Raw genomic sequence first — 26,422 nt, forward strand, 5'->3', positions numbered from 1 at the left:
ATAGTATCAATCTAGAACTTTAATCGTAACCGTTTTACGTCCCCAATTTAGTGCGTCTTGCTCATTTTCCATAAAGACATCAATTCTTTTCCCCTTAATAGAACTTCCAGTATCTCCCGCAATGGCTTCTCCGTATCCTTCAACCCACACGCGTGTTCCTAGCGGGATTATTGTAGGGTCAACCGCAATGACCTTTTTGTCAGGATTTGAACGCAAGTCAATACCCGATGCCGTTACACCCGAGCATCCTTCACAATAAGCGGTATACGCTGTTGCTGAAACTGTCATTTCATTAGTTGCTGAAGCAACAGCTTTCTTTATAACATTGTTAGTAGATGAATTTGCTGAAGCTGTTTTTGACCCTTCTACTACTAATTTTTCTCCTGGGCGGATGATATCACTTGAAATACCATTCTTATTCTTTAATTCATCCACTGAGAGGTTGTTATTTTTCGCGATTTCGAAAAGAGTATCACCCTTCACAACTACGTGTACTTCCATCTTATCTTCCACTTTTAGTTTTTGCGACGGATAGATACGAGTAGAATTTAATCCGTTCAAAGTTTGTAATTCTTCTACGCTTACATTAGCCTCTTGTGAAATAGACCATAATGTCTCTCCCGATTCTACCGTATGGACGCTAGATGCAGATGCTTGACCCGCCGCCCCTACTGATAATGTTGCTAGTGCTGCTAGTGCAATGATGTGTTTTTTCATGTGATGAATTTCCTCCCTTTCACTAACCTGCATTAGCATAACACCCGAAGATATCATAGCCGTTACAGAATTGTGTGCAGGAGATATCAATCGCGTGACACTATTCACCTCATTGATTTATTTGTAATATAAAGAGCGGGAGTGACTGGGTTTTAAAAAGACTATGTACCGAATGGGCTTTATTGAAATTCCAAAAAGCTTTTTCCAAAATGGAGAGAAGTGGGAATCAATCTGAACAATAATGATGTGATAAATTGCCAATACCACGAGAATCAAAGTCGTTTGAATGGATGTTGCGGCCTGGATGGTTGTGACGGCCCAAACCGAGTTTGTGTGAACGGTCATGAAATCGCAACGAAGCGATCGGATTGTTGGGCGTATCATTACACCAGATTTGATCCTGAAGCTGTAAATTTCGTTGATTGACAGTAATGCTATTCCGCCATAGAAAAATGAACTATTTACTATTAATTCGAAGCTTACCAAATAAAAAAATCCCCTCAATTTTGTGTCGAGGAGACTGAACTCTTTAGGGATGATGAAGGAATCTTATTATTGTTTTAAGAAATCTATTTCTATTTCATTTTTTCGTGGTTCACGTTTAAACAGATATTTACCATTCCTAATTGATGCAATTACTTCTGCACGCTCACGAATTGCTTCATAAGTATCTTGTGCATCTAAAACGATAAAGTTAGCTGGTTTTCCCACTTCAATGCCATACTCATCGTTTACTCTCATAAGGTTTGCACCGTGGTATGTGATTAGGTTGAACGCCTTATTGATTTCATCAATGTGTGTATAATGTGCTAAATGGATACCATTGTCTAAAATGTTCATCATATTTCCATTGCCTAATGGATACCAGTAATCCGCAATGGAATCTTGAGCAAATGCAACATTATTCCCATTATTTAATAACTCTTTTACTCGTGTTAAACCACGGCGTTTAGGATAACTGTCGCCACGTCCTTGTAGATGCGCGTTTTCAGTTGGACAAGAAATAAAATTAATTTGTGATTCTTTAAATAAACCTAACATTTTATTGGCATAACTGTTATCTACTGAACCAAAGCTACATGTATGACTTGCTGTTGTGTATTTACCATAGTTTTTTTCCATAACAAACGCATTTAACACTTCTAAAAACCGACTATTTGGATCATCGTTTTCATCACAGTGAATATCAATCATCACGTTATATTTTATTGCCATATTGACAATACGTTTCAATGATTCAACGCCATGTTCATATGAAATTTCAAAGTGTGGGATTCCTCCCGCTACGTCAGCACCCATTTTAAGTGCTTCTTCCATTAAACGTTCTGCACCTTTATATCTAAAGAACCCTTCTTGAGGAAATGCTACAAGTTGTAATGTAACGATATCTTTCAATTCTTCGCGTAGTTTAATTAAAGCTTTCATCCCTGTTAAATTAGGATCAGTAATATCTACATGCGTACGAATGAACTGAACCCCTTTACTCAATTCTTTTTGAATTCCTTTAATCGCACGTCCACGCACCATTTCTTCAGTCAATGATTTCTTATTATCACTCCAACGCTGTATACCTTCAAATAACGTACCTGATACATTCGCATTTCCTTCTCCTAGCCCTGAAAAGATATAATCCAAGTGTAAATGAGGGTCAACATAGGGTGGCAACACCAAACAGCCTTTTAGATCAATCACTTCATCTGCGTTGTTTAAATTATTACCGATTGCTTTAAACTGACCGTTTCCCACTAAAAATTCATGGGATTCTGGATCCCCATATATATTCGCATTAATAAATTTCTTCATGTATACATCACTCCTTTAGTCATTCTAATATAGTACATTGTTATATTCCAGTTAGCCTTCAGACCACTGAAAACATGAAAGAAGGAGGGATTAGGCTATTTTACCCTTCTTTTTTAAAAATATTTCCCCATTGCTATTTGTGTTGGCGACAAGTAGTAAGTCTTGTGACAATTTAAATGAAGTATCTGTGTCAGACTAAGAACAAACAATTCATATATTAAAGTAATTATACGAAAGTAAAGAAAAATCGCCCAGGTATTGATTTACTTTGTATTAGAGAATTGAGTTGCATTTACTAAATAGCTTCCCGCGTAGGTGCATAGTTTTTATTCACACAAAACGCCCGGTTCAAATGATAGCCTCATTTGAATCGGGATTGCTATTCGTATTATGGAAAATTTATTTCCTTTTAGACACTCTACCCAGCAAAAATGCCCCTGCCGATAGACAAATAACCTTATTCGTTTTCTTATTAAACATTTGTTTAACAACGAGATTTAAATTCTGTGGACGTTCCGCAAGACGCCTCATGAAATAGCCATACCAGTCACTACCAAAAGGAACGTATGTACAGAAATTATAGCCTTCACTCGACAATTGAAGCTGCATATCTGTTCTAAAGCCGTACAACATTTGGAATTCGAACTTGTCATTTGAGATGTTGTTCGTTTTCACAAACTTTTTCACATGATTAATGACTACATGGTCATGTGTCGCAATTGAAGTGAATTTACCGTTTAACAGATGCCATTCGATGAGCTTAATATAGTTATCATCAATTTCTTTCTTATTTTGATAGGCAAATTCTTCTGACTCTTTGTATGCACCTTTCACAATCCGTAAGCGGTAGTTTTTATATTTTTGGATGTCATCTACTGCTCGGAAGAAATAAGCTTGAATCACTGTTCCTATATTAGAATACTCCTCAGATAGCGTTTCTAATAAATCAAACGATGATTGTAGACGGTTGTAATCCTCCATGTCAAAGTTGATGAAAATATCATAAGCGCTCGCTTTACTCACGATTTCCTTTAAATTTTCCAAACAGAAATCATAGTCGATATCCAGACCAAGTTGAGACGGTTTTAATGAGATATGTGCATCCACTTTATGTGTATGGATTCCTTCGATCACCTCAAGAATTTGTCCTTTTGCTTCGATGGCTTCCTCTTTTTCAAAAACGAATTCGCCTAAATTATCGACCGTACAAGAAATCCCTTGCGCATTCAGTTCTTTTATACTTTCAATCGTTTCAGCGACATTCGTCCCTGCGACAACATGTTGTGCGCCTAATTTCAAACCGTACTTTTTTGCTGCAGTATTTAGTAGTTGGTTTTGGGATAAACCAATAAATAAATCTTTTAATAAAGCCATTCTCATACCCCTCACTCTATTTTTATCGGTATTCATATTCAACATTTTCTTCAGATTAATTTCGTCCTGAGTTAAGGTTTTTAAGCAAAAATCCGCCGTTGAACTTGTTCGGTTCATAGGAGATGATAAATGCTTTAGGCGCATATGAGAGGACAAGTTTTCTTAATTTCTGTTCGTAATTTCGTTTCGCTAACACTTTCATAACGAGTCGTTTACCATCTTTTCCATCTGCAACCCAAGAAGTTACACCATACCCTTGTTCCCGGATTTTCATGGGAATTTCAATCTCAAGTGAATCAACGACAACGTCAAAGACGATATAACCGAGTGCCAAGCGCTCTTCAATCTTACTTCCGAGGAAGACACCCATTCCCCAGCCTATACAATACGCTGCAATATTGATGGGATTATCTAAATTGTCCAGAACAATTGTCAATCCCATCAGGTACACAAACACTTCGCCCGTCGATAGAATCGATGCCGCCATTCGGTACCCTTTAATGACTAGGATGACGCGCAACGTGAATAAGGAAACATAAACGATATTAATGGCGATGATGATAAATAGTATAGCTGTCATGGGATCCCCCTCAGGTCTTTACCTAATAATTACTTGAAATGTCATCTATTCATTCGTTTTCGGATGCTGTGTAATCGCGAAACTGCCACTCTTTGTTAAAATAACTGTATCTGAATGCCTGAATCCACCAACTCCGGGTACATAGATGCCTGGCTCTATTGTATACACCATTCCTTCTTGGAGAATGAGGTCATTGTCGAACCTCAAGTACGGCTCTTCATGTTCGGAAAGTCCGAGTCCATGTCCAATTCGGTGATTGACAAATTCACCATAACCCGCTTTTTTAAACACTTCGTAGGCAGCAATATCAACTTCCTTCGCCATAATACCAGGACGTATAAGTTCCATACCCACTCGTTGTGCCTCAGTTGCAAGCTTTAATAAATCCTTTTGCTTTTCGGTTGGCTTTCCAACGAAGAACGTTCGCTCATTCTCGGCTCGATAGCCGTTGAACCATACTTGTCGGCTGTGAACAACACCGTCACCTTCTTCAAACTTACGTGTACTCGAATATAAGTGAGGCATTTCGCTGCGTCGAATCCCAGAGCATGTCCAGTCTTCATATCCGATCAGTTCGTCAGGATACTCAATTGATGCAATCTCAAGTAAAATCCTATCACCGTACGTATCAAATTCAAGTTCACTAATGCCTACCCGTGCATGTTTCAATGATTCTGCAATCGCTAGATCTGACAAACGACCCGCTATTTTTAGCAATTCAATTTCATGCGCATCTTTAATCGTTCTCATTTCAGTAATCTTCTTGCCTACATCCACAACAGTAAAACCTAGTTGAGCTAGGTACATAAACACGCTCGAAGGAAGACTATCCAACTCAACGCCGATGTAGCTACCAGCGGGAATTTGTTGAATAAGTTTCGTTAAATGAACCATATAGGATAATTCCTTATCCCTAAGCCCAAATTGTTCATAGTAGACATACATTGCATCTACTTTCGCTTTCTCCGTCGCATGGACTTCTTCAAGTCCTGGTATGATTAACACTGTCTTCTCGCTGTCAATGAGTGTCACAATCGGACGAGAATAGGAAATAGCACGGAAACCTGATAGGTAAAACTGATTATCTGGCTCCCAAATTAAACCCAAGCTAATCTGGTTATCATCCATATACTTTCTAAACTGTTCCAGTCTCTTTTGAACAATCATGCTTAAATCACCTCTCAAAATTTATACTAGTTACCACACCCAATTTAGTAATCATGATTATCAAAAAGAGTGTAACAATCCAATTATATTGAACATAGGATTACATATGAAAATTGAGCAAAGATGCCATAAAGTGGGAGTCTCCCTTTTGCGCCGGAACGGATCCGGAGGCAATCTATATATCAACTACGTCCGTTTCTTTAAAAACAAGTCATAGGTATATAAACGTCAGCCCACTAAAAACTCCTTGTGACAAACAGGCTTCCATTAATAGAAACACTATCTGTACAAGGAGGAAAATTAAATCAATCACGCCTCGGTGTGATTGCGTCAAGATTTTGAATTGAGCTTGTGCCTGCAGGACGCAGGTATGCAACAGGCAAGGATTGAACTGCATCCTTTCTTATTGCCGCAGGACACGGCGTTCTTAGTCTGAAATCCACAATTCAGCATGGATGCTGAATTGTAGGCTTCGTTCGCATTCATCTCGCCACTTATAGAAGTGGGAGACTTCTGTAAGTGGCGCCTCGCTTTCAGTAAAAAAGATTTGCTAAATGAAGTTAAACAAAATCCCTAGGCACCGCTATTTTCCATGTTTTGTTAAATACTTCAGCCTCACCTTCATGAGCAATCAGCTCATTCGTGACATAGAACTGCTCATCGTCTGCTGTCATGATACTGGTGCTTTCTAGACTCGTTTGCCATTCACCACGTCCAACAGTTAGCGTCCAATCACATTGAACTTTGGCAGTTTGTGGATCCTCTCCTGCAATGGAATAGACGTTGCGATTTGTGCTGCCATATTCGATTCCGTTACTAGGAAGCATTCTTGCCCCTTCATCAGAAAAGTCATCAAGCGTCCAAACGTCTGTAATTGTATTATGGCGAATTTCCCTAGTCCGGTTTGCTTCACGTAGAATCACACGTTCCATAACAGCCGCGGTTTCTGGGTGTTCGAACGGTTGTAATTCCTGATCGATTGCTTTAGGTTGTCTGATTGGCAACGTGAGAAGCGTTTTTTCATTTGCAAAGACAGTCAATGTCACTGGCTCTGGAGATGGCCAAGCATGTGGCCAGTATGTTGGCGATACCGCTAATTGCCAACAATGTCCTACAGGTAAATTGTGTCCGATTGCATTCATACGTAACGTTACCGTATATTTTTTACCCGGTTCCAAGTGTTCAGGGTGTTCATGGCTATTTCGGTGTGTCAAGTTCAACACGCCCCACGTCACGCGTGTCGAAGAACCGTCTGGTGCTACGTCATTCAGACGAACTGTTAGTAATGCATTTGGCTGGTCAGATGCTACTTCAACTGTAAACTCGGCAAAACCAAGAATTTCAATCGCTTCATTTACCGGGTCAGATGTGAAGACTACAGAAAGACCATTTTCAATTCGCTGATCTGCAGGTAGGTCTCCTGGTTGTCCAAATGGACAGAACACACCGGAATAGAGTCCATGATGCTGAACACTTGAAACAGTGATTGCTTGTTCCGCAACCGGTTTATCAGAAAGCTGTTGTTTGTTCAGATAATAGGATTTTTGTTCTTGCGCCTTGGGTGGCCACTCATTTTCAGCAACCCAATGACCTGGTCTAATCGTGTAATCCGTTTTAGGCGGTACGCTATCCTGGACCCATGCACGTAGCATCGGTTCTTCCATGATGCCTGTATCAACGCCTTTTAACCAATGATCCCACCAGCGTATGCATTCTTGTAAAAAGCCGATTTGTGGACCAGGAACCGCGACTTCAGGATATTCATGCGCCCATGGACCGATCAACCCTTTGCGTGGGCCTTTCAATCCTTCAAGTAAACGAGGGATGGCATTGGTATAGCCATCTGCCCATCCTCCTACCGCATAGACAGGAATGTCGATATCATCATAATTTTCACAGATGGAACCCTGCTTCCAGTACTCGTCGCGACGCTGGTGTCTCATCCATTCTTCTACGAATGGCGGTGTTTTCTCTAACCGTTCCAACCAACTATTTCTCCATGCTCCCCCTACAACTTCGGGATCTGCAGGTCGCGCATTGTAGGCAAGCATCGTAGAACTCCACCAAAGCATGTCCGATGCAAGAAGTGCACCGCCTTTATAGTGAACATCATCAGCGTAACGATCATCTGTCGAACAAAGTGTAATGATTGTTTTCAGCGCGGGATGGCGACGTGCCGCCATCTGCAGGCCATTAAAGCCGCCCCACGATTTTCCAATCATACCCACTCCGCCTGTAAACCATGGTTGTTTCTCAATCCATGATAGTACTTCCAGTCCATCGTCCTGCTCTTGCTTTAAATATTCGTCATATAAAATCCCATCTGAATCGCCACATCCACGCATGTCCACACGAATGCTCGCATAGCCGTGACCCGCAAAGTACGGGTGACGAATCGAATCCCTTAGCGCTGTAAAATCATTTTTACGATAAGGAAGGTATTCCAAAATAGCGGGAACCGGCTGTTGTTCTGCGTCCACAGGTAACCAGATGCGTGCAGATAGACGTGTCCCGTCTGACAACGGAATCCAGACATGTTCAATTTCCTTAACCTCTCTCGGAAATTTTGTTTTAATTGATCGGTTCGATTCACGTACATTGAAAACCATATAATTACCTCCAATTAATAATTTAAAAACCTAGCATGCGAATGAAGTTTTCCTTAGTTAAACTAGATTTACTTATTCGGAAAATCCTGCTTTAACCATTTGAAGAACGAAACAATTAACAATAAATAAATGATTAATATCGGTACGGATACAACGACGGCAGAAGTTTGAATGACACGTAATCCTCCTACAAGTAGTAAGGTTACCGATAGGACTGCCAGTATCGCACCCCAGACCATACGATGCCATCTTGCTGGTTCTTGCCCATCCTTTATTTCCTTCGTTGCAATTGCCGCAAGAATATAGGTCGCAGAATCGAGTGAGGTCGATAGAAAGATAATCGCCAACACAACAAAGAACGGTAACACAATGTAGCTAAGTGGCAATGACTTCAAGATTTCAACAACTGTCGCTGGACCACCGCTATCGGTTAGAATATCTTTTACCGGAAGAATGTTATCTAATTGTAAATTCATCGTGTATCCACCGAAGACCGCAAAATAAGTCCACCCTCCGATTGCCCCCCATAACAGCATATGTGTAATGAGTTGGCGAATCGTGCGTCCTTTGGAAATCCGTGCAACAAACAAGCCCATGAATGGAGCCGTGGCAGCAAACCAAGCCCAATAGAAGACTGTCCAAGCTTGTGGGAATCCACTTTTGTTAATTGGATCTGTATAAAAACTCAACATCGCAAAGTTCTGGATCATCATTCCGAAACTGTTGGTAAAATACGTCAATATGAACAAAGTCGGTCCTGCAATGAAAACGAAAACCGCAAGAGCCAATGCAAGGAAGACGTTTATGTCGCTCAATCGCTTAATTCCTTTATGCAGTCCCATATACGCACTGGCAGAGTAGATGACTGTAATGCTGATTACTATAATTGTATCGAGCATCAGTGATTTATCTAGCCCAAAAATGCTAGCGACAACTGCCGAAACCATTGGAACACCAAGTCCAAGAGAAGTCCCAAGACCTCCGACCAAACTCCAAATAACCAGCACATCAATTAATTTTGCAATCTTGCCATCTGAATATTTGCCGAGAACCCCACTAAGTGCAGTACTCATTTTTAACGAAGGACGTTTCTTTACAAAATACGAGTAAGCAATGACAACTGTCGGGAAAGCATAAAGTGACCATGCCGATATTCCCCAATGGAATAAGCCATACGTCAATGCCCACTCTGCTGCTTCATTACTTTCGGGCTCAATTCCGAAAGGTGGTCCCATGAAATAATAAATCGGTTCCAACATTGACCAATACATAATACTTGTCCCCATGCCTGCTGTGAACAACATTGTCCCCCAGCTGAATGTGGAGAATTCGGGCTTGCCTTCACCCAACTTAATTTTCCCAAAACGGCTAAAGGCTAAATAAATCAGTAATATAAATAATCCGATTGTTAAAAACTGAAATGCCCAGTCCATTTGATAGGTAATGGAAGTCATTAGCTTATCCAAATACGGTTCCGCTGTTCCTCGGTTTAACACTAATAACACAGTTGCCGCAAAGATAACGACGATTGATGTCCAGAATACAAATGGATCAATTCTAACTTTCCCCATACTTCCAATCCCCTTTTTCAAATTCGTATTGTTAAAAACCATGATTTGCAGCTAATTTCTCTACGTGGTAACGTTTTCATTTAAGACACGAATAGCGAGCGTAATGGAAATAATTCACTATATTTCTCCCATCTCTCAATTCATACCTATCCGTTTAAAGACTATTTCAATCAGTGCGGTTTCCCATAACGCCATTGATTGTTTGTTGAACCTATCCAGCATTTCCGGATAATCGGATTTCCATATTATCTCGTTTCCGCCACCAATTCCCACAGTAAGGATGAAACTGCTTTTTCACGCGAGTAAATACAAACTTAGTATTCATGAGCATTTTAAAACCAGACTAGTTTAAATAATCATGATTATAAATTTATACTGATTATATTAACACATTGAAAAACATAGAACAATCTAATTAACAACTATTTTTTTAGTAGATATTGTATAATGGGCATACTAATGTCAATCTAATGGTACTATGCAGAATATAGGGGTGTTCATAAATGGAGAATAAGAAGATTCAAAGAAGCCGGATGTGGAAATACTTTGTTGATGCGACAGCGGAAATAATTGAAGAAGAAGGGATTGAAAATGTCACAATCCGAAAAGTAGCCGATCGAGCGGGCTATAATAGTGCGACCATTTACAATTATTTTACGGAGATTTCACATTTAATATTTTTCGCTTCCATGAAGTTTTTGAAAACATATACAAATGACGTGCAGAACGCTATTGAAAAAGGGGAAAATCCGTTAGAAAAATACATACTCTCATGGGAATGCTTTTGTAAGCACTCCTTCCTACAGCCACAAATCTTTCATGCTGTATTTATCATGGATTTAGGTAATCCTCCTGAGAAGCTCTTGGCAGATTACTATGAAATTTATCCAACTGATCTGATCAGTTTTCCAGAAGAGCTTAAACACATTCTATTTGAACGTAACGTGTCAAAACGAGGTCGGTCCATTTTGGAAATCGCTGCAAATGAGGGCTTTATCGATAAAGTGGACATTGATAAGGTCAATGAGATGACGATTCTTATTTGGCAAGGTATGCTCACAAATCTATTAAATAACCGGACGATTCATGAAGTGGAAAAGGTTTCGGAAATCACGATGGATTATATTACGGAGATTATTCAAAATTCGAGTAAGAAAGTGTATTAATCGTTTAAAGTAGTAAAAGAGGCATCTGTGCCAGACACAAAGACGAACAATTCTCATTTTTAAGCAATTACACTGAAAGTAAAGACTAACCGCATAGTTATTGATTTAATCTGTATTATTATAGTATTGCATTGTTGTTACCGAATAGTTCCGCGCGCAGGGTACCTAAAATTAATTTAAGCAAATAAAAAAAGACCCTACTTGTAGGGTCTTTTTCTAGCTATTATTAAGCTTTTTGAACGTTTGTAGCTTGTAGGCCACGTTGTCCTTGTTCAATTTCAAACGTTACACTTTGACCTTCGTCTAAAGATTTGAAACCTTCGCTTTGGATTGCTGAGAAATGTACGAATACGTCCTCTCCTGCTTCACGCTCGATGAATCCAAAACCTTTTTCTGCATTAAACCACTTAACTGTACCTTGTTCCATAATTGTTGCCTCCTAGTGCGGATATCCACACAATGTGTTACTACCCTTGCTCAAATACTTAGACGAAAAACAAAATCTTTTCTCAATCTGAAAACGAACAAAAATAACTCTTTCTTAGAATAACAGATATATGTTAAAACAGCAAATGGTCCTGCTCTAAAAAGGGGTATCAGATACAAAGACGAACTACTTACACTTTTGAATAATTATACAAAAAAATAAAGAACTACACACCATAACGGTATCGTCTATGCTCTTCTTCTAAAGAAGACACTACGACCATTCCCTAGAAGATTTTGTATTAAAGATATCCAGACATTATGGTCAGGGTTTGGAGATTTAGATTTCCCCATTCTTGCTAACTGCTGTTCATACCAACCAATTTCTAACAAGGAAGCACTCTTGTCTATTCGTTTAATCCCCGTTCGGATTGGTTTTGCATGAACGGTTTCATAACTGCCATTAAAGATTCTATTTGCCAAGTCCGGCACTAAGGCAAAAGGTCTTGCAATTCCAACCATATCAATTTCTCCGTTCGCAATAGCTTCTTCCATGCCTTTTTGAGTACGAAAGCCGCCTGTGACTACTATTGGAGTAGTGATTAATGCCTGAGCCTTTTTTGCATAGTCTATAAAATACGCTTCTCTTTTTTTTGTAGTTTCTTTTACATCTACACCCATCATTATCGGATTCTCGTAATCCCCCCCAGAAATTTCAATGAGATCAATCCCTAATTCGGACATTTTCTGAAGAACTTCCATGGACTCGTCTTCAGTGAATCCACCCTTTTGAAAATCAGCTGAGTTAAGTTTAATACCGATTGGAAATGATCTCCCGACTTGTTTCCGGATTTCTTTATACGATTCTTCCAAAAACCTCATTCGATTTGCTAAGGTTCCTCCCCATTCATCTGTTCGCTGATTGTGGTAAGGGGATAAAAACTGGTTGAAAAGGTATCCGTGTGCTGCATGGATTTGAACACCTGTAAAGCCTGCTTTTTTCGCAATTCTTGCCGCTTCTCCAAATCGGTTAATCAAGTCTTCAATTTCAGACACCTGAAGAGCACGTGGTTGGTTAAAGAATCGTTTTAAACCTCCTGTAAGAGGAACTGCACTTGGTGCTACAGGTTCTTTTGAAATCATTTTGGGTGATTGCTTCCCTGGATGATTAAGCTGCATCCAAAGGTGAGTCCCATTTTCAGTTCCCGCTTTCGCCCACTTCATTAACATCTTTAAATCACGTTCATCTTCCAAAGCAACGTTATTCGGCTCTCCTAAAGCATTTCGATCTATCATAACGTTACCTGTCATGACAATACCCGCACCCCCCTCAGCCCAGGTTTTATATAAAGTAACCAATGATTCACTTGGATTTTGATAAACCGTTCCCAACGCTTCACTCATGGCAGATTTAAAAATTCTATTCTTAATGATTGTTCCATTTGGAAGTGGTAGAGAAATACCCAAAACGGACTTTGATTGATTCATTTTTAGCATGTCTCCTTACTATTTCAGATATGTAGAGAACGCAAAGGTATTGATTTATTTTGTATTATTATACAATTGTATTGTATACGCTGAATAGTGTCACGCATAGTACCTAAAATTTAATAAGAAGCAAGAACGAACAATAATAACCAGACCAATAGCATTTAAGCTTAGGTCTGGTTTTTTATTATATAGAAATATCTTGTTCAGCAGCCTGACTAATTCGCTGTTTCTTAGACTTTCTAAAATAAAGCAATTCATATATACAAGGGATAACAATCAGAGTTAGCAGGGTCGCCATGGCTAATCCACCGATAACAACAATCGCGAGACTTTGTGATACTAAACTTCCTGATTCTGCTTGTTTCACTAAAAGTGGAAGCATCGCACAGATAGTTGCAATCGCAGTCATGAAAATCGGTCTCATCCTTGTTGCGGTTGCTTCAACAAGCGCATCACGAATAATCATTTTTTGTTCATTTTGTTTTACTCGGTCTAAAAGTACAATCGCATTTGTTACGACGATACCAATTAGCATTAATGCTCCTAGAAGTGCCGTGATATCAACTGGTATTCCACTGATAAGAATTCCTAAAATGGCTCCTATTGCAGCTAGTGGTAGAGAGCAAAGAATAGCGATTGGCGCTTTGATTGACTTAAATGTGATAACCATTATTAAAAATACAATCCCGATGGAAACAAGCATAATGAGAAATAAATCTGTAAAATCATCTGCTTGTTGGCTACTTGATCCTCCAACTAGAACATCGACATTCTCCGGAAGATCTATGCCTTTTTTGTCATTGTTATCGCCGGAAATTTCTAGATTTAATGCCTTCGAAATTTCCGATAGCTTGGCTGGATCAACTGAAGCTGTTACTCGGAGGTAGGCATCCCCATCTTTATGGAACTGGTTAGTTGAACGCTCTTCACTTTGTAACTTAGCAATGGATGATACAGGGACAAGACCCGTATCAGTCATGACTGGTATATTTTCTATGTCTTCAGGTGTTTTTGTATCTAGGAGAGGTTCTAGAAATACAGTTTTTTGTTTATCATCTAAACTAATCGTTCCAATTGGTGTCTTATTTAACATCACTCCTAACTGTTGTGCAATTTGTTCGGTGTTTCCTTTTGTTGGGTCTACAACGAGGGAGTATACTGTTTTCTTTTCATCTTGATTGGTCGTAACTTCCTCTACGCCTTCAAGGATCTGTACTTTTTCTTTTATAGTAGTTGCCACATCTTCTAAATCTGCTAAATTATCACCTACTACATCAATGATAATATTCGTACTTGCTCCTCCCATCATAAAGGAAGAGGTAGTTACTTCTAAGAGGGCATCAGGATATTGATCTTTTTTCTTTTCCATTTCTTTTACGATGTGTTCTGTATCATTTTTATCTTCTAATAAAATACTGAACGTTGCTTCAGTCTGTGATCCAACCCAGCCATATTGTGCCGCTTCAGCTGGAGAACCTACCTGTGAAAACACATGTTTTACTTCATCCATTTTTTGAATAGATGACTCCAGTTCCATTGTTTTTTCCTTTACTTTTTCTATTGGTGTATCATTCGGGTAACTTAGCGTGGTCAAGACATAGTCTGCAGAGGAGCTATCAACTGCACCTTTTGGGATGACAAAATAAGTAGCGATGGATCCGATGAAAAGGAAGATGGAAATCGAGAAGACAATCCATTTATGGTTTAAGGACCATGTAACCATTTTCGGAAAACGAACGGCAGGCTTATATTCAGGCAACTTTGTATTCTTCAATAATCCCGCACTCATTAACGGAACAACCGTCAAAGCGACGAGCAGAGATGCGAGCAAAGAATAGGTAACCGTTAAAGCGAATGGTAAAAGGAATTCTTGAAGGCCCCCATTTAATAAGCTCATCGGTAAGAATACGGCTACTGTTGTTAATGTAGAAGCAGTAATAGCGACTCCTACTTGTTTCGTTGCATCAATAATCATTTGGACGGAGAATTTCTCTGTTTGCATTTTGCGAAAAATATTTTCGATGACGACAATACTGTCGTCAACTAGACGCCCAACTGCAACAGCGACACCGCCAAGTGTTAAAATATTCAATGTCACCCCAGACCATGACAGTAGAAATAGTGTGAAGCAAAGGGATAAAGGAATCGATACAATGGTAATAAAGGTAGAACGGATATTTCGTAGGAAGAGCATAATGACAATCGCTGCAAATAGTGCGCCAAGGAGTACTTCTTTTATCATCGTGTGAACAGAATTTTCTACCAAATCAGCAGAGGATATATAAATAACAGATTCTTGCTGATTATACTTTTCATTGATTTCCTTTGTTACTTTTTCAATTTCTTTGCTAATAGTCACTGCATTGGATTGACTATCCTTTGTGATGCTAATATCTAAGCTATCCTTACCGTTGAAACGGCTAATGAAATTCGCATCTTTTGTTTCTTCAACCGTTGCAATATCCGCAAGCGTTAAATCAGGTGTAATCGTTAAACCTTTCAATTTTTCGATGCTTGTTAAATCACCTATTACTTTAATATTACTTGTTTTTCCATCGATCATCTTTTCACCGACAGCTACAGCAGTATTTTGACCTTGAAGAATCCCCATAACCGCTTGAAGAGAAATCTGATTTTCAGCTAATTTTCCATCATCAATCTTGACTGAAATGATGGAATCTGTAATCCCATAGACATCTACTTTGGAAACCCCTTTAATTTCTTGATAGAGAGATGGAAGTTTTTCACGTGCAAAATCCAGATTTTCGGTAGTCAAACCTTCATTAAAGCTGACGGCAATGTTAGCAATTGGAATCATAGAAGTATTTAGCTGTGAGATTGTCGGCTTGGAGAGATAGAGAGGCAAGGCTACATTGCTTAACGCTTCTTGTACGTCCTGTTTGGCTTGTTTCATATCAGTTCCTGCCTCGAAGAACAGATCCACTTTTGAAAATCCATCTCCAGTTGTAGAATAGACGGATGTTTTACCATTTAATCCGGTAATCGCTCTTTCAATCGGAATGGTTACTTCGGATTCCATTGTTTTGGAGTCAGTTCCCTGACCCATGGAAATAATAGTGACTTGCGGATTATCGGCAGATGGTAAAAACTCCATAGGTAGTCTAAAATAACTGACGATGCCTATCACTATTATTAAAATGGTTAATGCAGCTACAGCGGCCCTGTTACCAAAAGCCCATTTGGTAAATGTCGACATAGAAAGTCTCCTCCTAAAAACTAAAGTAATTCAAAAAATCTGACTTGAAAGTATATGCTCCCTTCCTTCGTTTTAGTTGCATCTCTATTGTATAAAATAGGAATATATTCCACATTGAACCTTAGTATTATCCTTTTCTAAGACCTAAGGCGTAGCGATAATGGGTAGCAGGTTCTCGTTGAATTTCGAATAGTTTCAGAACCGGATACTTTAAATAAATGATGTGTGGAATAAAGCTCTTTATTACGCAAAAAGCAGTATACCTCCCTATTCCAAAGGAAGTATACTGCTCTTGTACGTATTGTTAAACCATATTGTAGGTCATGATAGATGACAGTCACACTTTCAATTTAGAAACGACTCCGAACATCGGTCGGAATTCCCAGATAACTGTCAATCACCTAAAGCAACATTCGCAAAAATTGTTCGAAATTCACGCCTGCCTCGTTCGGAACTTGCTCTTTTGACGTAGCTTCAATCGCAGCGGCTAAAAATGCCTCCGCAAGCTTCATGGACTCCACTATGTCCTGTCCACGCATCATTCCACCCATTATGACCGATGCAAACAAATCACCAGTTCCCGAATAACTCTCACCATTATAGTCACGGATACTATAAAATGAGCGATTTGCATCGATATACATATTGCCTACATAGCGTTTGTTCGCATCTGCTGGCGGCGGATTCAAACCAGTAATTATGACGTTCGCCCCTGTTTCATGCTGTAGCTGATGGCCCGCCTCCTCTAGCACCTGAATATAATCTGACTCATTTTGATAGTTCTGTAGCTTCTCATACGACAACCCTGTAAGCAAGCAACACTCTGTAATATTTGGCGTAATAATGTCAGCGGACTTCACTAAATCCTTCATACGATCAAGTAACTCGCCTGTAAACATTTTATATACCTCGCCCGTATCGCCCATTACCGGATCGACAAGCAGCTTCGTTTCACTCGAATGAAACACGTGTAAAAACTGAAATATGTTATCAATTTGCTCTTTTCCTGTCACAAAGCCTGTATGTATGCCATCAAAGGTTGCACCAAGCTTTCTCCATTCCTCCACAAAATAGTCCATTTTTGACGTTAAATCCTCACAATAAAAGCTTGGATACCCAGTCTGCGCCGTTAAAATCGCAGTTGGCAATGGAACTGCCTGTACACCCATCACTGATAGCACAGGAATTGCAGCCGTTAACGAGCACTTCCCAAAAGATGACATATCCTGAATTACAGCAACTTTTTTAATCACATTCGCCACCTAACTAATCCTACTTGTACTCTCTTCATCGTATCATAATAATGCAGAGGCGAAAATGCACCAAAAACTATTAATTTACAGACAAAACAATCTGACCCTTTACACTTCAATGAAATTGACACTTTAACAATAGTCAGCTCTTTGCTAAAGTTAAAGCAACCAAAATATTCATTAAAGTGAGGAAGATGCAGATGCAAAATATACAAAAACAAGCCTATATAAAACCACGAACGAAAACATTTGATTTAGTCATTACCGCAATTTTAGCAGCACTTATTTTCACCGCAACATTGATTAATATTAAGTTACCATTCGGGCAAGGTGGACTGATTCACTTAGGGACATCTATGCTTTTCATGGCAGCGATTTTATTCGGTCCTAAAAAAGGGGCACTTGCTGGAGCAATCGGAATGGGCTTATTCGATATCTTAGGTGGCTGGGCAATTTGGGCACCAACGACAATTATCTCCCGCGCATTACAAGGCTTAATTGTCGGGAAAATCGCTTGGTCTAATGGCCATAGAGGCGACAATATGGGGTTAAACATTTTGGGAGCAGTTGTTTCAATGCCCGTGATGATTGCAGTGTACTATATCGGGCAAGCGATTATGTTCAAAAGCTGGATTGCTCCTATGGCATCAATTCCTGGAGACATCATCCAAAACGTTGTAGGTTTACTTATCGCGATTCCAGTATGTATCGCACTGAAAAAAACACCGTACTTCAAAAAGAAATTTTAAAACGTACAACAGAAGCACGCCATCTCGCTGTTTTGCTGACAGCATAGATGGCGTGCTTCTATTTTTCTAAAATACAATTCAAAACAGGTACCTAAAATTCACTTTAACTTGTCTTTTTCGGCGTGAACCATGTGATAATGAACACTATTATAGAGATAACAAACATATAGAAGTACGTGTTACTCGCCGCACTACTATAACCTGTCGTAGATTCTAAAGAAACATTCAATAATTGAATAGAATAAATCGTCATGATAACTGCTGTACCAATTGCTCCAGCTAGTTGGCGAATTGTGTTATTAATCGCCGATCCATGAGAGGCTAATTCTCTTGGTAATGCATTTAAAGCAGCTGTGTTTAACGGCATCGTAATAAACGCCAAACCAATACGTAATAAAATTGTACGAACTAAAATATATGCTGTTGTTGTTTCTGGTGATAAATCAATAACTGCATACATCGATATCGCAATTAAACCCGTTCCTAAAATGAATAAAGGTTTTGCCCCATATTTATCGAATAGCTTACCTCCTACTGGGGAATGCGTTGCATTGATAATAGCTCCCGGAAATAATAACAATCCTGCTTCAAGTGCTGTAAACCCTCGTCCATCCTGCAAATAAATCGGCAGTAATATTAAATCGGCATACATTAAAATTGTAATCGCAATATTAACTACTGTCGTCATAGTAAATATTTTAAATTTGAAGACATTTAAATTCAATAAAGGTTCAGTAGCCTTTATTTGTCGATGACAGAACAATATCGTTACAAGCAAACCTCCGACAATTGATGTAATAACGATTAAATCATCCCACCCTCGGCTGCCTGCACTGCTAAAGCCAAATAGAACGAATCCAAAGCCAACAGTTGAGTAAATCACACTGACTGTGTCGAGCTTTTCTTTTGACGACGTTTCAGCAACATTAACTAAATACTTACTTGCTATAATAATAATCAATGTTACGAAAGGAATCATGATGATAAATAACCATCGCCAAGATAAATACTCTAAAATAAATCCTGCTAATGTTGGTGCAATTGCTGGCCCAAAAATAATGGCGAAGCCAACATTCCCCATAATTGTGCCACGTTTTTCCGGAGGGTATAAATATACAATGACAGTCATCATTAATGGAATGATAATACCAGCACCCACAGCTTGAACCATTCTACCTGTTAATAGTACACCAAAATTATTCGCACATGCTGCGACAATAGAGCCGATTAGTAAAATAACAATGAGCTGATAAATAACTGACGTGTTGAAAAACGTTTCATTAAGTAAGCTGTAATGAGTACTAACACACCGTTTACAAGCATAAAGCCTGTGGCTAACCATTGAATCGTTGCAGCATTCACATCAAAAACAACCATTAAATCACTAAATGCAACGTTTAACAATGTTTGATTTAATGTAGAAAAAAAGGTTCCTGTTATCATGATGATAAGTAGCAATTTTTTAGTACTACTCGATATTTCATTTTGCATATAAAATCCCTCCCCATATAGTACCTGTTATCGACGAATTGTCTAAAAAACAGCATAGCAGAAGAAGAAAAAAACCCATATACAATCAGGTCATTTTTGTCGATTAGCAGAAAATTAAATATAAAAAGGCTATGTTAAAGGGAAAGGTTGATTAATCTTAAAACGGAATGAAGAACACACTTCACATAATTAAAAAATGTTTAACCTCAATTGGATATTTATGTTAAAATAAATCTAAAGATTGTGAATAAAAGTATTGCCACTAACGAAGCGGTTTAGTGAAAGAAGAGTTTCATGTATATAAATAAAAAAACCTTCCTTTTCTACATCTATCTAAAAAAGGACATGGGGGATTAGAATGAGACGTTTGATAAACTTTTCAATTTTGTTGTTAATGGTTATTTTTATATCTGGTTGTACAGAAGTTAAAGAACAAAACAAAGGAATACAAGAAGAGGAACATGAGAAAGTGGATGATGACAATACTCCTATTGAAACCACTTACTATTTTTCATATAAAGGACAGGAATTTAAGATTATATCATTTTTTGATGAAGTGTTGGAATACGCAAGAATAATTAGTGAGAAACCTGAACTTGATAAAAATGCTATCTATACAGAGCATGTTTTGGAACCATTTAAAGATAAATCCTCTCTTCATTATTTACAGTTAGGAGTAACAAAGAATGACCCTCTTAGACCAACTTCTCAAGTAGAACAACTGAAAAAAAATACAAATGAGCTACTTAAAAAACAAGAACAAATCAATCAATGGATTGAAGAAGCAATATTGGAATCAGCTGAGCTATTATCATCGGGTTCAAATACATCAATTTATCTATTTCCAGTTAATCCTGAAAACGGGTGGACGACGTATAGTCTGAATGGAGTGGGAGGCTTTGCTTATTTTGGTGATAACGTTTTACTAATGATTGACCCTACTGCATCAAAAGAAGTTATTAAATATGCCATGGCTCACGAATATCACCATACCGTCAATATGACTTTAAACGGCGAACAAAGTGTAAATAGCGTATTAGATTCAATAATTACAGAAGGGAAAGCAGATTCTTTTGCTACTACTCTCTATCCTGAGATAAGTCCTCCGTGGATACAAACTCTACCAGAGGATGTAGCAGCTAGGGTTTTAGATGAATTACGTATAAATGGTAATTCTACTGATTATAAAATTTACAATCGGTTTGTTTATGGTTACCCAGCTAAAGATATTCCACTATGGTCGAATTACAAAATAGGTTATCAAATCAATGAAAGCTTCATTGAAAACAACCCAGATAGTTCAATATTGGAATGGACAAAAACGAATGCAGAGGAAATAGTCAGTAAAAGTAAATATAAAGATAAAATATTTTAATAAAAATCCGAAGCCAAATCATTGATATGATAATTTTTACTATATGGATTAACAATCCTGATTCAACTGTCGAGGCTTTAGCAAAAAAACAGACACCAAAATACCGAGAGTTTGGATATATTTTTCAGGCTCTTTTTTATGTGCTTTATCATTCCATTTAGAATGCAAAGTTTCTCAGTCTCAACTTATCTGCGGTTTCCCAAGTTCCATGAACACTTGCCAAGATAAGCATTTGCTTTTTCTTGCTCAAATCACTTTCCATTTTTCTATTGTCGAGGAATTGAAACCACACTAAATACAGTTGTAAATACTTCGTAGAAACACCATTGAAGCGACTTATCCATTTCTTTAAACGGGAATGGTAATTATTAATATTATTGAGGTGGTATATGCCCTTCTTTACATATTCTTTCTTACTAGCGTTTATGATGATGTGTTCCACATCGTTAGTAGATGTGTAAGATTTGTAAGAATTGTGAGCATCGGAAATAAGCACCGTATCATTCTTAAAATGCGATGTAAGGGCGTTATCAATTTGTTCCATTAGAATTCTACCTGAACCGACTCGTTTTGAAAGGGTTGTTTTGTTTCGGTCTCTAGCTACTAATACACAGACTTGTTCATTAGAAATACCTCTTTTGGTAGCAGAACCGCCACGTTTTCTTGGTTTGCGATTCGGAATAACTCTTCGTCCTTTATAACTTTCTAAGAAGTATGTTTCATCTACCTCTACTATTCCTTCAAATATACCGATACTTTCTTTTGCAAGAGCAGACAACACTTTATGCCTCCAGTAAAAAGCAGTTACATGAGTGATGCCAATTTGAGAAGCTGTTTCACGAAGTGATTGACCATTCAACATACATTCAATAAATGGAATCCATTTGTGTGCCTTTTTCGAACGATACATAGGGGAATTGGTTAAATCACAACTTAATTTATGACAGTCTTTGCACTTATAACGTTGGCGACCGTCTCGCTTCCCGTAACGAACCACTGATGTACTTCCACAATGCCGGCAATGAAAACCGTGTGAAAACTTCCTTTCTCTCAATTCACCAATTAAAGCACCTTGTTGTGAGGATGAGGGCGAGAAATGACGAGTTAGATAATGTAAAATGTATTCTTTGTCCTTATCATTTAGAGAAGAAATATTACTTATTATGTTTGTTAAAGTCATTTAAATTGCCCCTTTTGTAAGATATACAGTCAGGATATTACAAAAGAGGACAATTTATTCAAAATCAACCACTAACTTTAACATAGCCTATAAAAAAGGAATAATTTAAATGACTTTTAAAGAAGGTTCTCGTCCCATACGTACACAGGAAATGCTTAAGGAAGCCCTACTAACACTTTTACAAGAAGGTCACTTACTACACCAAATTTCTATCCAAAAATTAACAAAGAGAGCGAATTTGAACCGGACCACTTTTTATTTACACTATCAAAATATCAATGAGTTGAAGGAACATTTGGTAAGTGATATTTTACACGTGCTAACTGACAAAATAGAAAACTTAACTTCCATTTTTGATAGGAATCGAAAAGAGCACTTGATACAGCTATTGGATTATCTTCTTGATCAAAGAAATTACATACTTGCTTTAGTACAGTTTGAACAGGTTGAAAAACATTTACTTTTGTTGATGAAAGATTTAATAGTAACCCGCAGAAATCAATCTAAAAATAGTGGAAGAAAAATCATTGTAGATACAGATATTAAAGCTGCCTCTATTATTGGTGTCATTATATGGTGGTTAAAAGATGGCCTATACCTGGATTCAGCGTATATCGCAGAGCAAATTAATCTCATGAATCAATCTTAATTTTATTATCTATTAAAAATATGAAATGCCAAAACATTGATTGCACAACGTTTTGGCATTGATTTAGATTCTTGATAGCAACTTGCCATGGTACCTGTGTCAGTTACAAAGACCAACAATTAACACACCCGAATAAACAAACAAATGCATTTTATGGTAAAATTACTATAAATCTAAATACTCTATAATCACTTCTTACACAATAGATCAGCATTACGTAAGGGGGAAAAGTAAATGGAACCATACTTGATATTTGTAGGAGTTTTTCTTGTATTTGTATGTCCAAACCTTTTTTTGATAATGAAGGGTCAACCATATTCCTATTCAAAGAAATTGACTGCTCCGCCATGGGCAGACAAAGAGACCAAACAACTTTTCAGACAATTCAATCGCGCCTGGTCAAGGAAGATTGAGAAAACTGTAAATGTGCGTGTAAAGAATAGAAATCGTACGCTAACAGATGCCGAACTGCGAGAACAGTGGTATGAACTAAAGAAATTTCTTTTGTTAGCAGGTATCTCAAAAAGACTTCCGATGTTTTCCAAAAAGGTAGACGATATTTGGCACTTCTTTTTAGAAGAAGAGCAGCTGTATAATCAATTCTGTTTAGATTTCATTGGTGAACAGATTGAACATCACCCTCATGAAACACCAACACTTCTTCCAAATGAACGCGCTTGGTTCGACGTGTTATATCTTTCTTTTTTCAACGTTACTTCCCGCTCGCATCTATGGGGGAAATTCGCGCAAAAAAAGAAAGAACATGCAAAATGGATAGAGCGTATAGTGAATGATCCAAAAGGAATCATTGAGTCGTTTGGGCGTCACTCATCCGATGCCGCCTCGACACATACATTGGCTACCTTTCTCAAATTCGCACGACAACAAGTGATGAAGTCAAATGGAAAGCGTGTTAAACGAAAAGACGGCTATTGGTATGGTGCCTCACTATTCGCCTTTTATGAGTATGAAACAGTTCAAGTGAAGAAGAAAAAAGTGACCGGTGCTTTCGCAGACGGATCACCAGGCTTTGCAACCGACTTCGATTATAAAGAAGAATGGAACGAGATTGTCACCAATGTGAATTCGTTTGAAGTGGGAACAGACGCCGGAGCTATGCCAAGTGCACCTTCGGATGGAGGGAGCTCTGACTCCGGGAGTAGTTGTAGCTCGTGTAGTGGGTGTTCTTCATAAGAATAAGTAAGTGGAGGGCATCTGTGCTTGACACAAAGACAAATAATTAACACACGTGAATGACCATACAATAAAACCAGACATTCGCCAATTTGTCCGATCTTCATTCTATTATTATGTAATTGTAGCGAATGATCTGAGTAGCTCCACGTGCAGGTAATTGAAATTAAAAAAGGAGCACTTTATGAAGAAGTGGTTGATTATGTTGGCTGGAAGTATTCTTATTTTACAAGGTTGCGTTACAGGTGGGAAAGGTATACCTACCGAACAGAAAAGGGAGGAAAATACATTGAACCTAGAATTACTTAATGCGGTTGAACTTAAAGATACAAATAGCGTAAGTAGACTGATTACTAAAGGGGCAAATATAAACGTACAGGATGAAAACAGTCGTACTGCCACTATGTTAGCTACGTATAATAATGACGTCGTCACGGCAAAAACCTTAATTAAAGCCGGTGCAGACGTCAATATCCAAGATGACATGAAAAACAATCCTTTCTTGTATGCTGGCGCAGAGGGGTACTTGGACATTCTAAAGTTAACAATCGAGGCCGGTGCTGACCCCACTATTACCAACCGATATGGAGGAACTGCTCTCATCCCTGCCTCCGAACATGGATATCTCGATGTTATCAAGGAACTTCTTACTTCGACTGATATTGATGTTAATCATGTAAATAATCTCGGTTGGACAGCCTTAATGGAAGCAATCATTTTAAATAATGGAAACCAAGTACAACAGGAAACTGTACAATTACTTATAGATAACGGAGCAGATGTAACTATTCCTGATAAAAATAATGTCACCCCTCTACAACATGCACGAAAAAAAGGGTTTAAAGAGATTGAGCAAATATTAGTAGATAGTGGTGCTATGTAACAGTATTTTTTTATTTACTCATTAATGTTTATCGCAAAAATATTATTAACGATATAATTTCATCACCACAATTTACTTAATATAACAAACACCGCTAGGATAACTCTAGCGGTGTTTGTTGTTTTTAGCTCAATATACAGGTACCACCACTGGGCTAAAATTCATTTTATAACAGGGTCCATCGGTTCCTTCCCCGTTAAAACAGAAATGTAGATTAGGTAGTCGATTACGTAGGCCTCGCCAGATTCTCCAATCTTCCATACTAACAGATACTGGCTTCCCTTCGCTAAACCTATTATCTGGAGGTAGATGATCTTGTTCATATTTAAAGTTTTTATTTGTCCAGTCAAGATTCAAGTAGTAAAGAACCTCTCCAACAACCCTACAACCTTTTTCCATGTTGAGTACATCTTCAATTTCACCATCTGTGACTCTCAAATTATTTATCTGGTCGAGCATTACAATAGTAATTTCATAAACAAAGTTATTGATGTTACTCTTTACCTGTTGCAGCTTATTTGTAGTGCCAGAACATAATCAATTGCTTTTTCTCTTGTAGTTTCATCTTAGAATCTTTCATTCAAGGATGTTTTTCATCTCAAATTGGGTTGGACTCAATCTTCCAATCTTTTCACTAAACCTACAAACTTCATCTGTAAGTAATTACTCTAAAAAGTGGGTATGTACAGTTCTGGGTTGTTTCTTTCAACTGTAAGAGTCACAATCTTATACACCATTTACCCTTCCGACATTATTTTCACACTACAAAGAATACAATCACACTATTCCATTAATTATAGATACTCATAAACTATTTGTATTTACTCACAGCAATAACATGAGAAAAACACCCTGCATTTCTGTAAGGCATCATATCTCAGTAGTCCGCCTATACTTTCATTTCCCCTTCAGCATCCTTGCCAAGTACGCGTCAGATTCGCCCTTCGGAATGCTTAGACTCTTCCACTGCTCTCCTTTAATCTGTTTTCCAATGAACATGACTTGTCCAATATGGATAGCATAATGCGCCATTTGCCGCTCAATCGCATCTATGACGGAATGTGCCTGCCCGCGAATATGAATATTCTTTTCCAAGTCTTGCTCATGCAAGCTTTCCAGCGCATCAAAAAAAACGCACCAGCCATGTTCCCAATGATCCATCAGCTGCGCCTTTAACAATCGTTTCGTTTCGAATTCCCCATCACGATTACGGTCCGGCTTTTCACCGTCCGTCGTCAGAAAATCCGTCCACCTCGAAACCATATTCCCACTTAAATGCAGAATAAGAATCGCGATGCTGTTTGAATCGTCGTTTGACGTCCAATGAAAATCATCCTCATTCAACTGGTCGAATGTTTTTTCACCTTGCCCTTTTAACCCGATGAACCGCTCTCGAACAACTCGTAAATATTCTGTTCCAATCGACATATGGTGTTCCCCCTCTAGTTCCAAAAATCAGTTCGCTGATGTATTCGATGATAACGTGTGAGAATATTTTCACCATTGCTTAAGGCTGAATAGCCAGAA

The 26,422-nt window shown here is 38.3% G+C and carries 19 protein-coding genes and 1 pseudogene; 6 read left to right on the plus strand and 14 right to left on the minus strand.

The features are described from left to right. Positions 1-6: 6 nt before the first annotated feature. From AZE41_RS14735 to AZE41_RS14765, 7 genes are all read right to left on the minus strand, one after another. Positions 7-717 (minus strand): LysM peptidoglycan-binding and 3D domain-containing protein, encoded by a 711-nt coding sequence (locus AZE41_RS14735; protein WP_067210897.1) that lies wholly within the window; start codon positions 715-717, stop codon positions 7-9. A 552-nt stretch (positions 718-1,269) separates the two neighbouring features. Then, on the minus strand, positions 1,270-2,520 hold the full coding sequence (locus AZE41_RS14740; RefSeq protein ID WP_067210900.1) for an amidohydrolase family protein: 1,251 nt from the start codon (positions 2,518-2,520) through the stop codon (positions 1,270-1,272). Positions 2,521-2,919: 399 nt separating this feature from the next. Continuing rightward, the gene (locus AZE41_RS14745) at positions 2,920-3,894 is read right to left on the minus strand and encodes a proline dehydrogenase family protein (RefSeq protein WP_067210902.1); all 975 of its coding nucleotides are present in this window, start codon (positions 3,892-3,894) and stop codon (positions 2,920-2,922) included. Between the two features lie 55 nt (positions 3,895-3,949). Next, complete coding sequence (locus AZE41_RS14750) at positions 3,950-4,474, minus strand: DUF2179 domain-containing protein (RefSeq protein WP_067210904.1); 525 nt, start codon at positions 4,472-4,474, stop codon at positions 3,950-3,952. Positions 4,475-4,519: 45 nt separating this feature from the next. Beyond that, positions 4,520-5,641 carry a M24 family metallopeptidase gene (locus AZE41_RS14755; RefSeq protein WP_067210907.1) on the minus strand — a complete coding sequence of 374 codons (1,122 nt, stop codon included), beginning with the start codon at positions 5,639-5,641 and terminating at the stop codon, positions 4,520-4,522. A 560-nt stretch (positions 5,642-6,201) separates the two neighbouring features. Next, positions 6,202-8,250, minus strand: a complete 2,049-nt coding sequence (locus AZE41_RS14760) for a CocE/NonD family hydrolase (protein WP_067210909.1) — start codon at positions 8,248-8,250, stop codon at positions 6,202-6,204. Between the two features lie 68 nt (positions 8,251-8,318). Beyond that, positions 8,319-9,821 (minus strand): BCCT family transporter, encoded by a 1,503-nt coding sequence (locus AZE41_RS14765; protein ID WP_067210912.1) that lies wholly within the window; start codon positions 9,819-9,821, stop codon positions 8,319-8,321. 503 nt (positions 9,822-10,324) lie between these two features. Between AZE41_RS14765 and AZE41_RS14770 the strand changes: the two genes are divergently transcribed. Further along, the gene (locus AZE41_RS14770) at positions 10,325-10,987 is read left to right on the plus strand and encodes a TetR/AcrR family transcriptional regulator (protein WP_067210914.1); all 663 of its coding nucleotides are present in this window, start codon (positions 10,325-10,327) and stop codon (positions 10,985-10,987) included. A 226-nt stretch (positions 10,988-11,213) separates the two neighbouring features. On the opposite strand, the gene AZE41_RS14775 is transcribed toward AZE41_RS14770, so the two are convergent. The 4 genes from AZE41_RS14775 to AZE41_RS14790 all read right to left on the minus strand — a co-directional run bounded on the left by AZE41_RS14775 (position 11,214) and on the right by AZE41_RS14790 (position 17,371). Then, positions 11,214-11,414 (minus strand): cold-shock protein, encoded by a 201-nt coding sequence (locus AZE41_RS14775; RefSeq protein WP_025783429.1) that lies wholly within the window; start codon positions 11,412-11,414, stop codon positions 11,214-11,216. 248 nt (positions 11,415-11,662) lie between these two features. Next, entirely contained in the window at positions 11,663-12,901 is a 1,239-nt protein-coding gene (locus AZE41_RS14780) for an NADH:flavin oxidoreductase/NADH oxidase family protein (protein ID WP_067210917.1), read from the minus strand. Positions 12,902-13,088: 187 nt separating this feature from the next. Further along, the gene (locus tag AZE41_RS14785) at positions 13,089-16,121 is read right to left on the minus strand and encodes an efflux RND transporter permease subunit (protein ID WP_067210919.1); all 3,033 of its coding nucleotides are present in this window, start codon (positions 16,119-16,121) and stop codon (positions 13,089-13,091) included. Between the two features lie 401 nt (positions 16,122-16,522). Continuing rightward, entirely contained in the window at positions 16,523-17,371 is an 849-nt protein-coding gene (locus AZE41_RS14790) for a pyridoxamine kinase (protein ID WP_067214003.1), read from the minus strand. Between the two features lie 203 nt (positions 17,372-17,574). Between AZE41_RS14790 and AZE41_RS14795 the strand changes: the two genes are divergently transcribed. Continuing rightward, the gene (locus AZE41_RS14795) at positions 17,575-18,123 is read left to right on the plus strand and encodes an ECF transporter S component (RefSeq protein WP_067210922.1); all 549 of its coding nucleotides are present in this window, start codon (positions 17,575-17,577) and stop codon (positions 18,121-18,123) included. A gap of 103 nt (positions 18,124-18,226) precedes the next feature. Here AZE41_RS14795 and AZE41_RS14800 read toward each other — a convergent pair. Further along, positions 18,227-19,614: pseudogene (locus AZE41_RS14800) on the minus strand (DHA2 family efflux MFS transporter permease subunit). Between the two features lie 358 nt (positions 19,615-19,972). Here AZE41_RS14800 and AZE41_RS14805 point away from each other — a divergent pair. After that, a complete protein-coding gene (locus AZE41_RS14805; RefSeq protein ID WP_067210925.1) occupies positions 19,973-20,989 on the plus strand; it encodes a DUF2268 domain-containing putative Zn-dependent protease in 1,017 nt (338 codons plus the stop codon). Positions 20,990-21,146: 157 nt separating this feature from the next. Here the strand turns inward: AZE41_RS14805 and AZE41_RS14810 are convergent, their stop codons facing one another. Continuing rightward, positions 21,147-22,169, minus strand: a complete 1,023-nt coding sequence (locus AZE41_RS14810) for an IS1595-like element ISSpps1 family transposase (protein WP_067210926.1) — start codon at positions 22,167-22,169, stop codon at positions 21,147-21,149. Positions 22,170-22,278: 109 nt separating this feature from the next. On the opposite strand from AZE41_RS14810, the gene AZE41_RS14815 reads away from it, so the two are divergent. From AZE41_RS14815 to AZE41_RS14825, 3 genes are all read left to right on the plus strand, one after another. After that, complete coding sequence (locus AZE41_RS14815) at positions 22,279-22,818, plus strand: TetR/AcrR family transcriptional regulator (protein WP_197485327.1); 540 nt, start codon at positions 22,279-22,281, stop codon at positions 22,816-22,818. A 234-nt stretch (positions 22,819-23,052) separates the two neighbouring features. Further along, on the plus strand, positions 23,053-24,012 hold the full coding sequence (locus tag AZE41_RS14820; protein ID WP_067210929.1) for a glycine-rich domain-containing protein: 960 nt from the start codon (positions 23,053-23,055) through the stop codon (positions 24,010-24,012). 184 nt (positions 24,013-24,196) lie between these two features. Next, the gene (locus tag AZE41_RS14825) at positions 24,197-24,895 is read left to right on the plus strand and encodes an ankyrin repeat domain-containing protein (RefSeq protein WP_067210931.1); all 699 of its coding nucleotides are present in this window, start codon (positions 24,197-24,199) and stop codon (positions 24,893-24,895) included. An 897-nt stretch (positions 24,896-25,792) separates the two neighbouring features. On the opposite strand, the gene AZE41_RS14835 is transcribed toward AZE41_RS14825, so the two are convergent. Continuing rightward, positions 25,793-26,323: a DUF1572 family protein gene (locus AZE41_RS14835; RefSeq protein WP_067210936.1), complete on the minus strand. Its 531-nt coding sequence runs from the start codon at positions 26,321-26,323 to the stop codon at positions 25,793-25,795. Between the last annotated feature and the right edge of the window lie 99 nt (positions 26,324-26,422).

It is taken from the genome of Sporosarcina psychrophila (assembly GCF_001590685.1).
Classification (GTDB): Bacteria; Bacillota; Bacilli; order Bacillales_A; family Planococcaceae; genus Sporosarcina; species Sporosarcina psychrophila.

Excerpts from the sequence above, each read along its gene's own strand:
- AZE41_RS14735 (WP_067210897.1), bottom strand. The coding sequence starts at position 717 with ATGAAAAAACACATCATTGCACTAGCAGCACTAGCAACATTATCAGTA.
- AZE41_RS14740 (WP_067210900.1), bottom strand. The coding sequence starts at position 2,520 with ATGAAGAAATTTATTAATGCGAATATATATGGGGATCCAGAATCCCAT.
- AZE41_RS14745 (WP_067210902.1), bottom strand. The coding sequence starts at position 3,894 with ATGGCTTTATTAAAAGATTTATTTATTGGTTTATCCCAAAACCAACTA.
- AZE41_RS14750 (WP_067210904.1), bottom strand. The coding sequence starts at position 4,474 with ATGACAGCTATACTATTTATCATCATCGCCATTAATATCGTTTATGTT.
- AZE41_RS14755 (WP_067210907.1), bottom strand. The coding sequence starts at position 5,641 with ATGATTGTTCAAAAGAGACTGGAACAGTTTAGAAAGTATATGGATGAT.
- AZE41_RS14760 (WP_067210909.1), bottom strand. The coding sequence starts at position 8,250 with ATGGTTTTCAATGTACGTGAATCGAACCGATCAATTAAAACAAAATTT.
- AZE41_RS14765 (WP_067210912.1), bottom strand. The coding sequence starts at position 9,821 with ATGGGGAAAGTTAGAATTGATCCATTTGTATTCTGGACATCAATCGTC.
- AZE41_RS14770 (WP_067210914.1), top strand. The coding sequence starts at position 10,325 with ATGGAGAATAAGAAGATTCAAAGAAGCCGGATGTGGAAATACTTTGTT.
- AZE41_RS14775 (WP_025783429.1), bottom strand. The coding sequence starts at position 11,414 with ATGGAACAAGGTACAGTTAAGTGGTTTAATGCAGAAAAAGGTTTTGGA.
- AZE41_RS14780 (WP_067210917.1), bottom strand. The coding sequence starts at position 12,901 with ATGAATCAATCAAAGTCCGTTTTGGGTATTTCTCTACCACTTCCAAAT.
- AZE41_RS14785 (WP_067210919.1), bottom strand. The coding sequence starts at position 16,121 with ATGTCGACATTTACCAAATGGGCTTTTGGTAACAGGGCCGCTGTAGCT.
- AZE41_RS14795 (WP_067210922.1), top strand. The coding sequence starts at position 17,575 with ATGCAAAATATACAAAAACAAGCCTATATAAAACCACGAACGAAAACA.
- AZE41_RS14805 (WP_067210925.1), top strand. The coding sequence starts at position 19,973 with ATGAGACGTTTGATAAACTTTTCAATTTTGTTGTTAATGGTTATTTTT.
- AZE41_RS14810 (WP_067210926.1), bottom strand. The coding sequence starts at position 22,169 with ATGACTTTAACAAACATAATAAGTAATATTTCTTCTCTAAATGATAAG.
- AZE41_RS14815 (WP_197485327.1), top strand. The coding sequence starts at position 22,279 with ATGACTTTTAAAGAAGGTTCTCGTCCCATACGTACACAGGAAATGCTT.
- AZE41_RS14820 (WP_067210929.1), top strand. The coding sequence starts at position 23,053 with ATGGAACCATACTTGATATTTGTAGGAGTTTTTCTTGTATTTGTATGT.
- AZE41_RS14825 (WP_067210931.1), top strand. The coding sequence starts at position 24,197 with ATGAAGAAGTGGTTGATTATGTTGGCTGGAAGTATTCTTATTTTACAA.
- AZE41_RS14835 (WP_067210936.1), bottom strand. The coding sequence starts at position 26,323 with ATGTCGATTGGAACAGAATATTTACGAGTTGTTCGAGAGCGGTTCATC.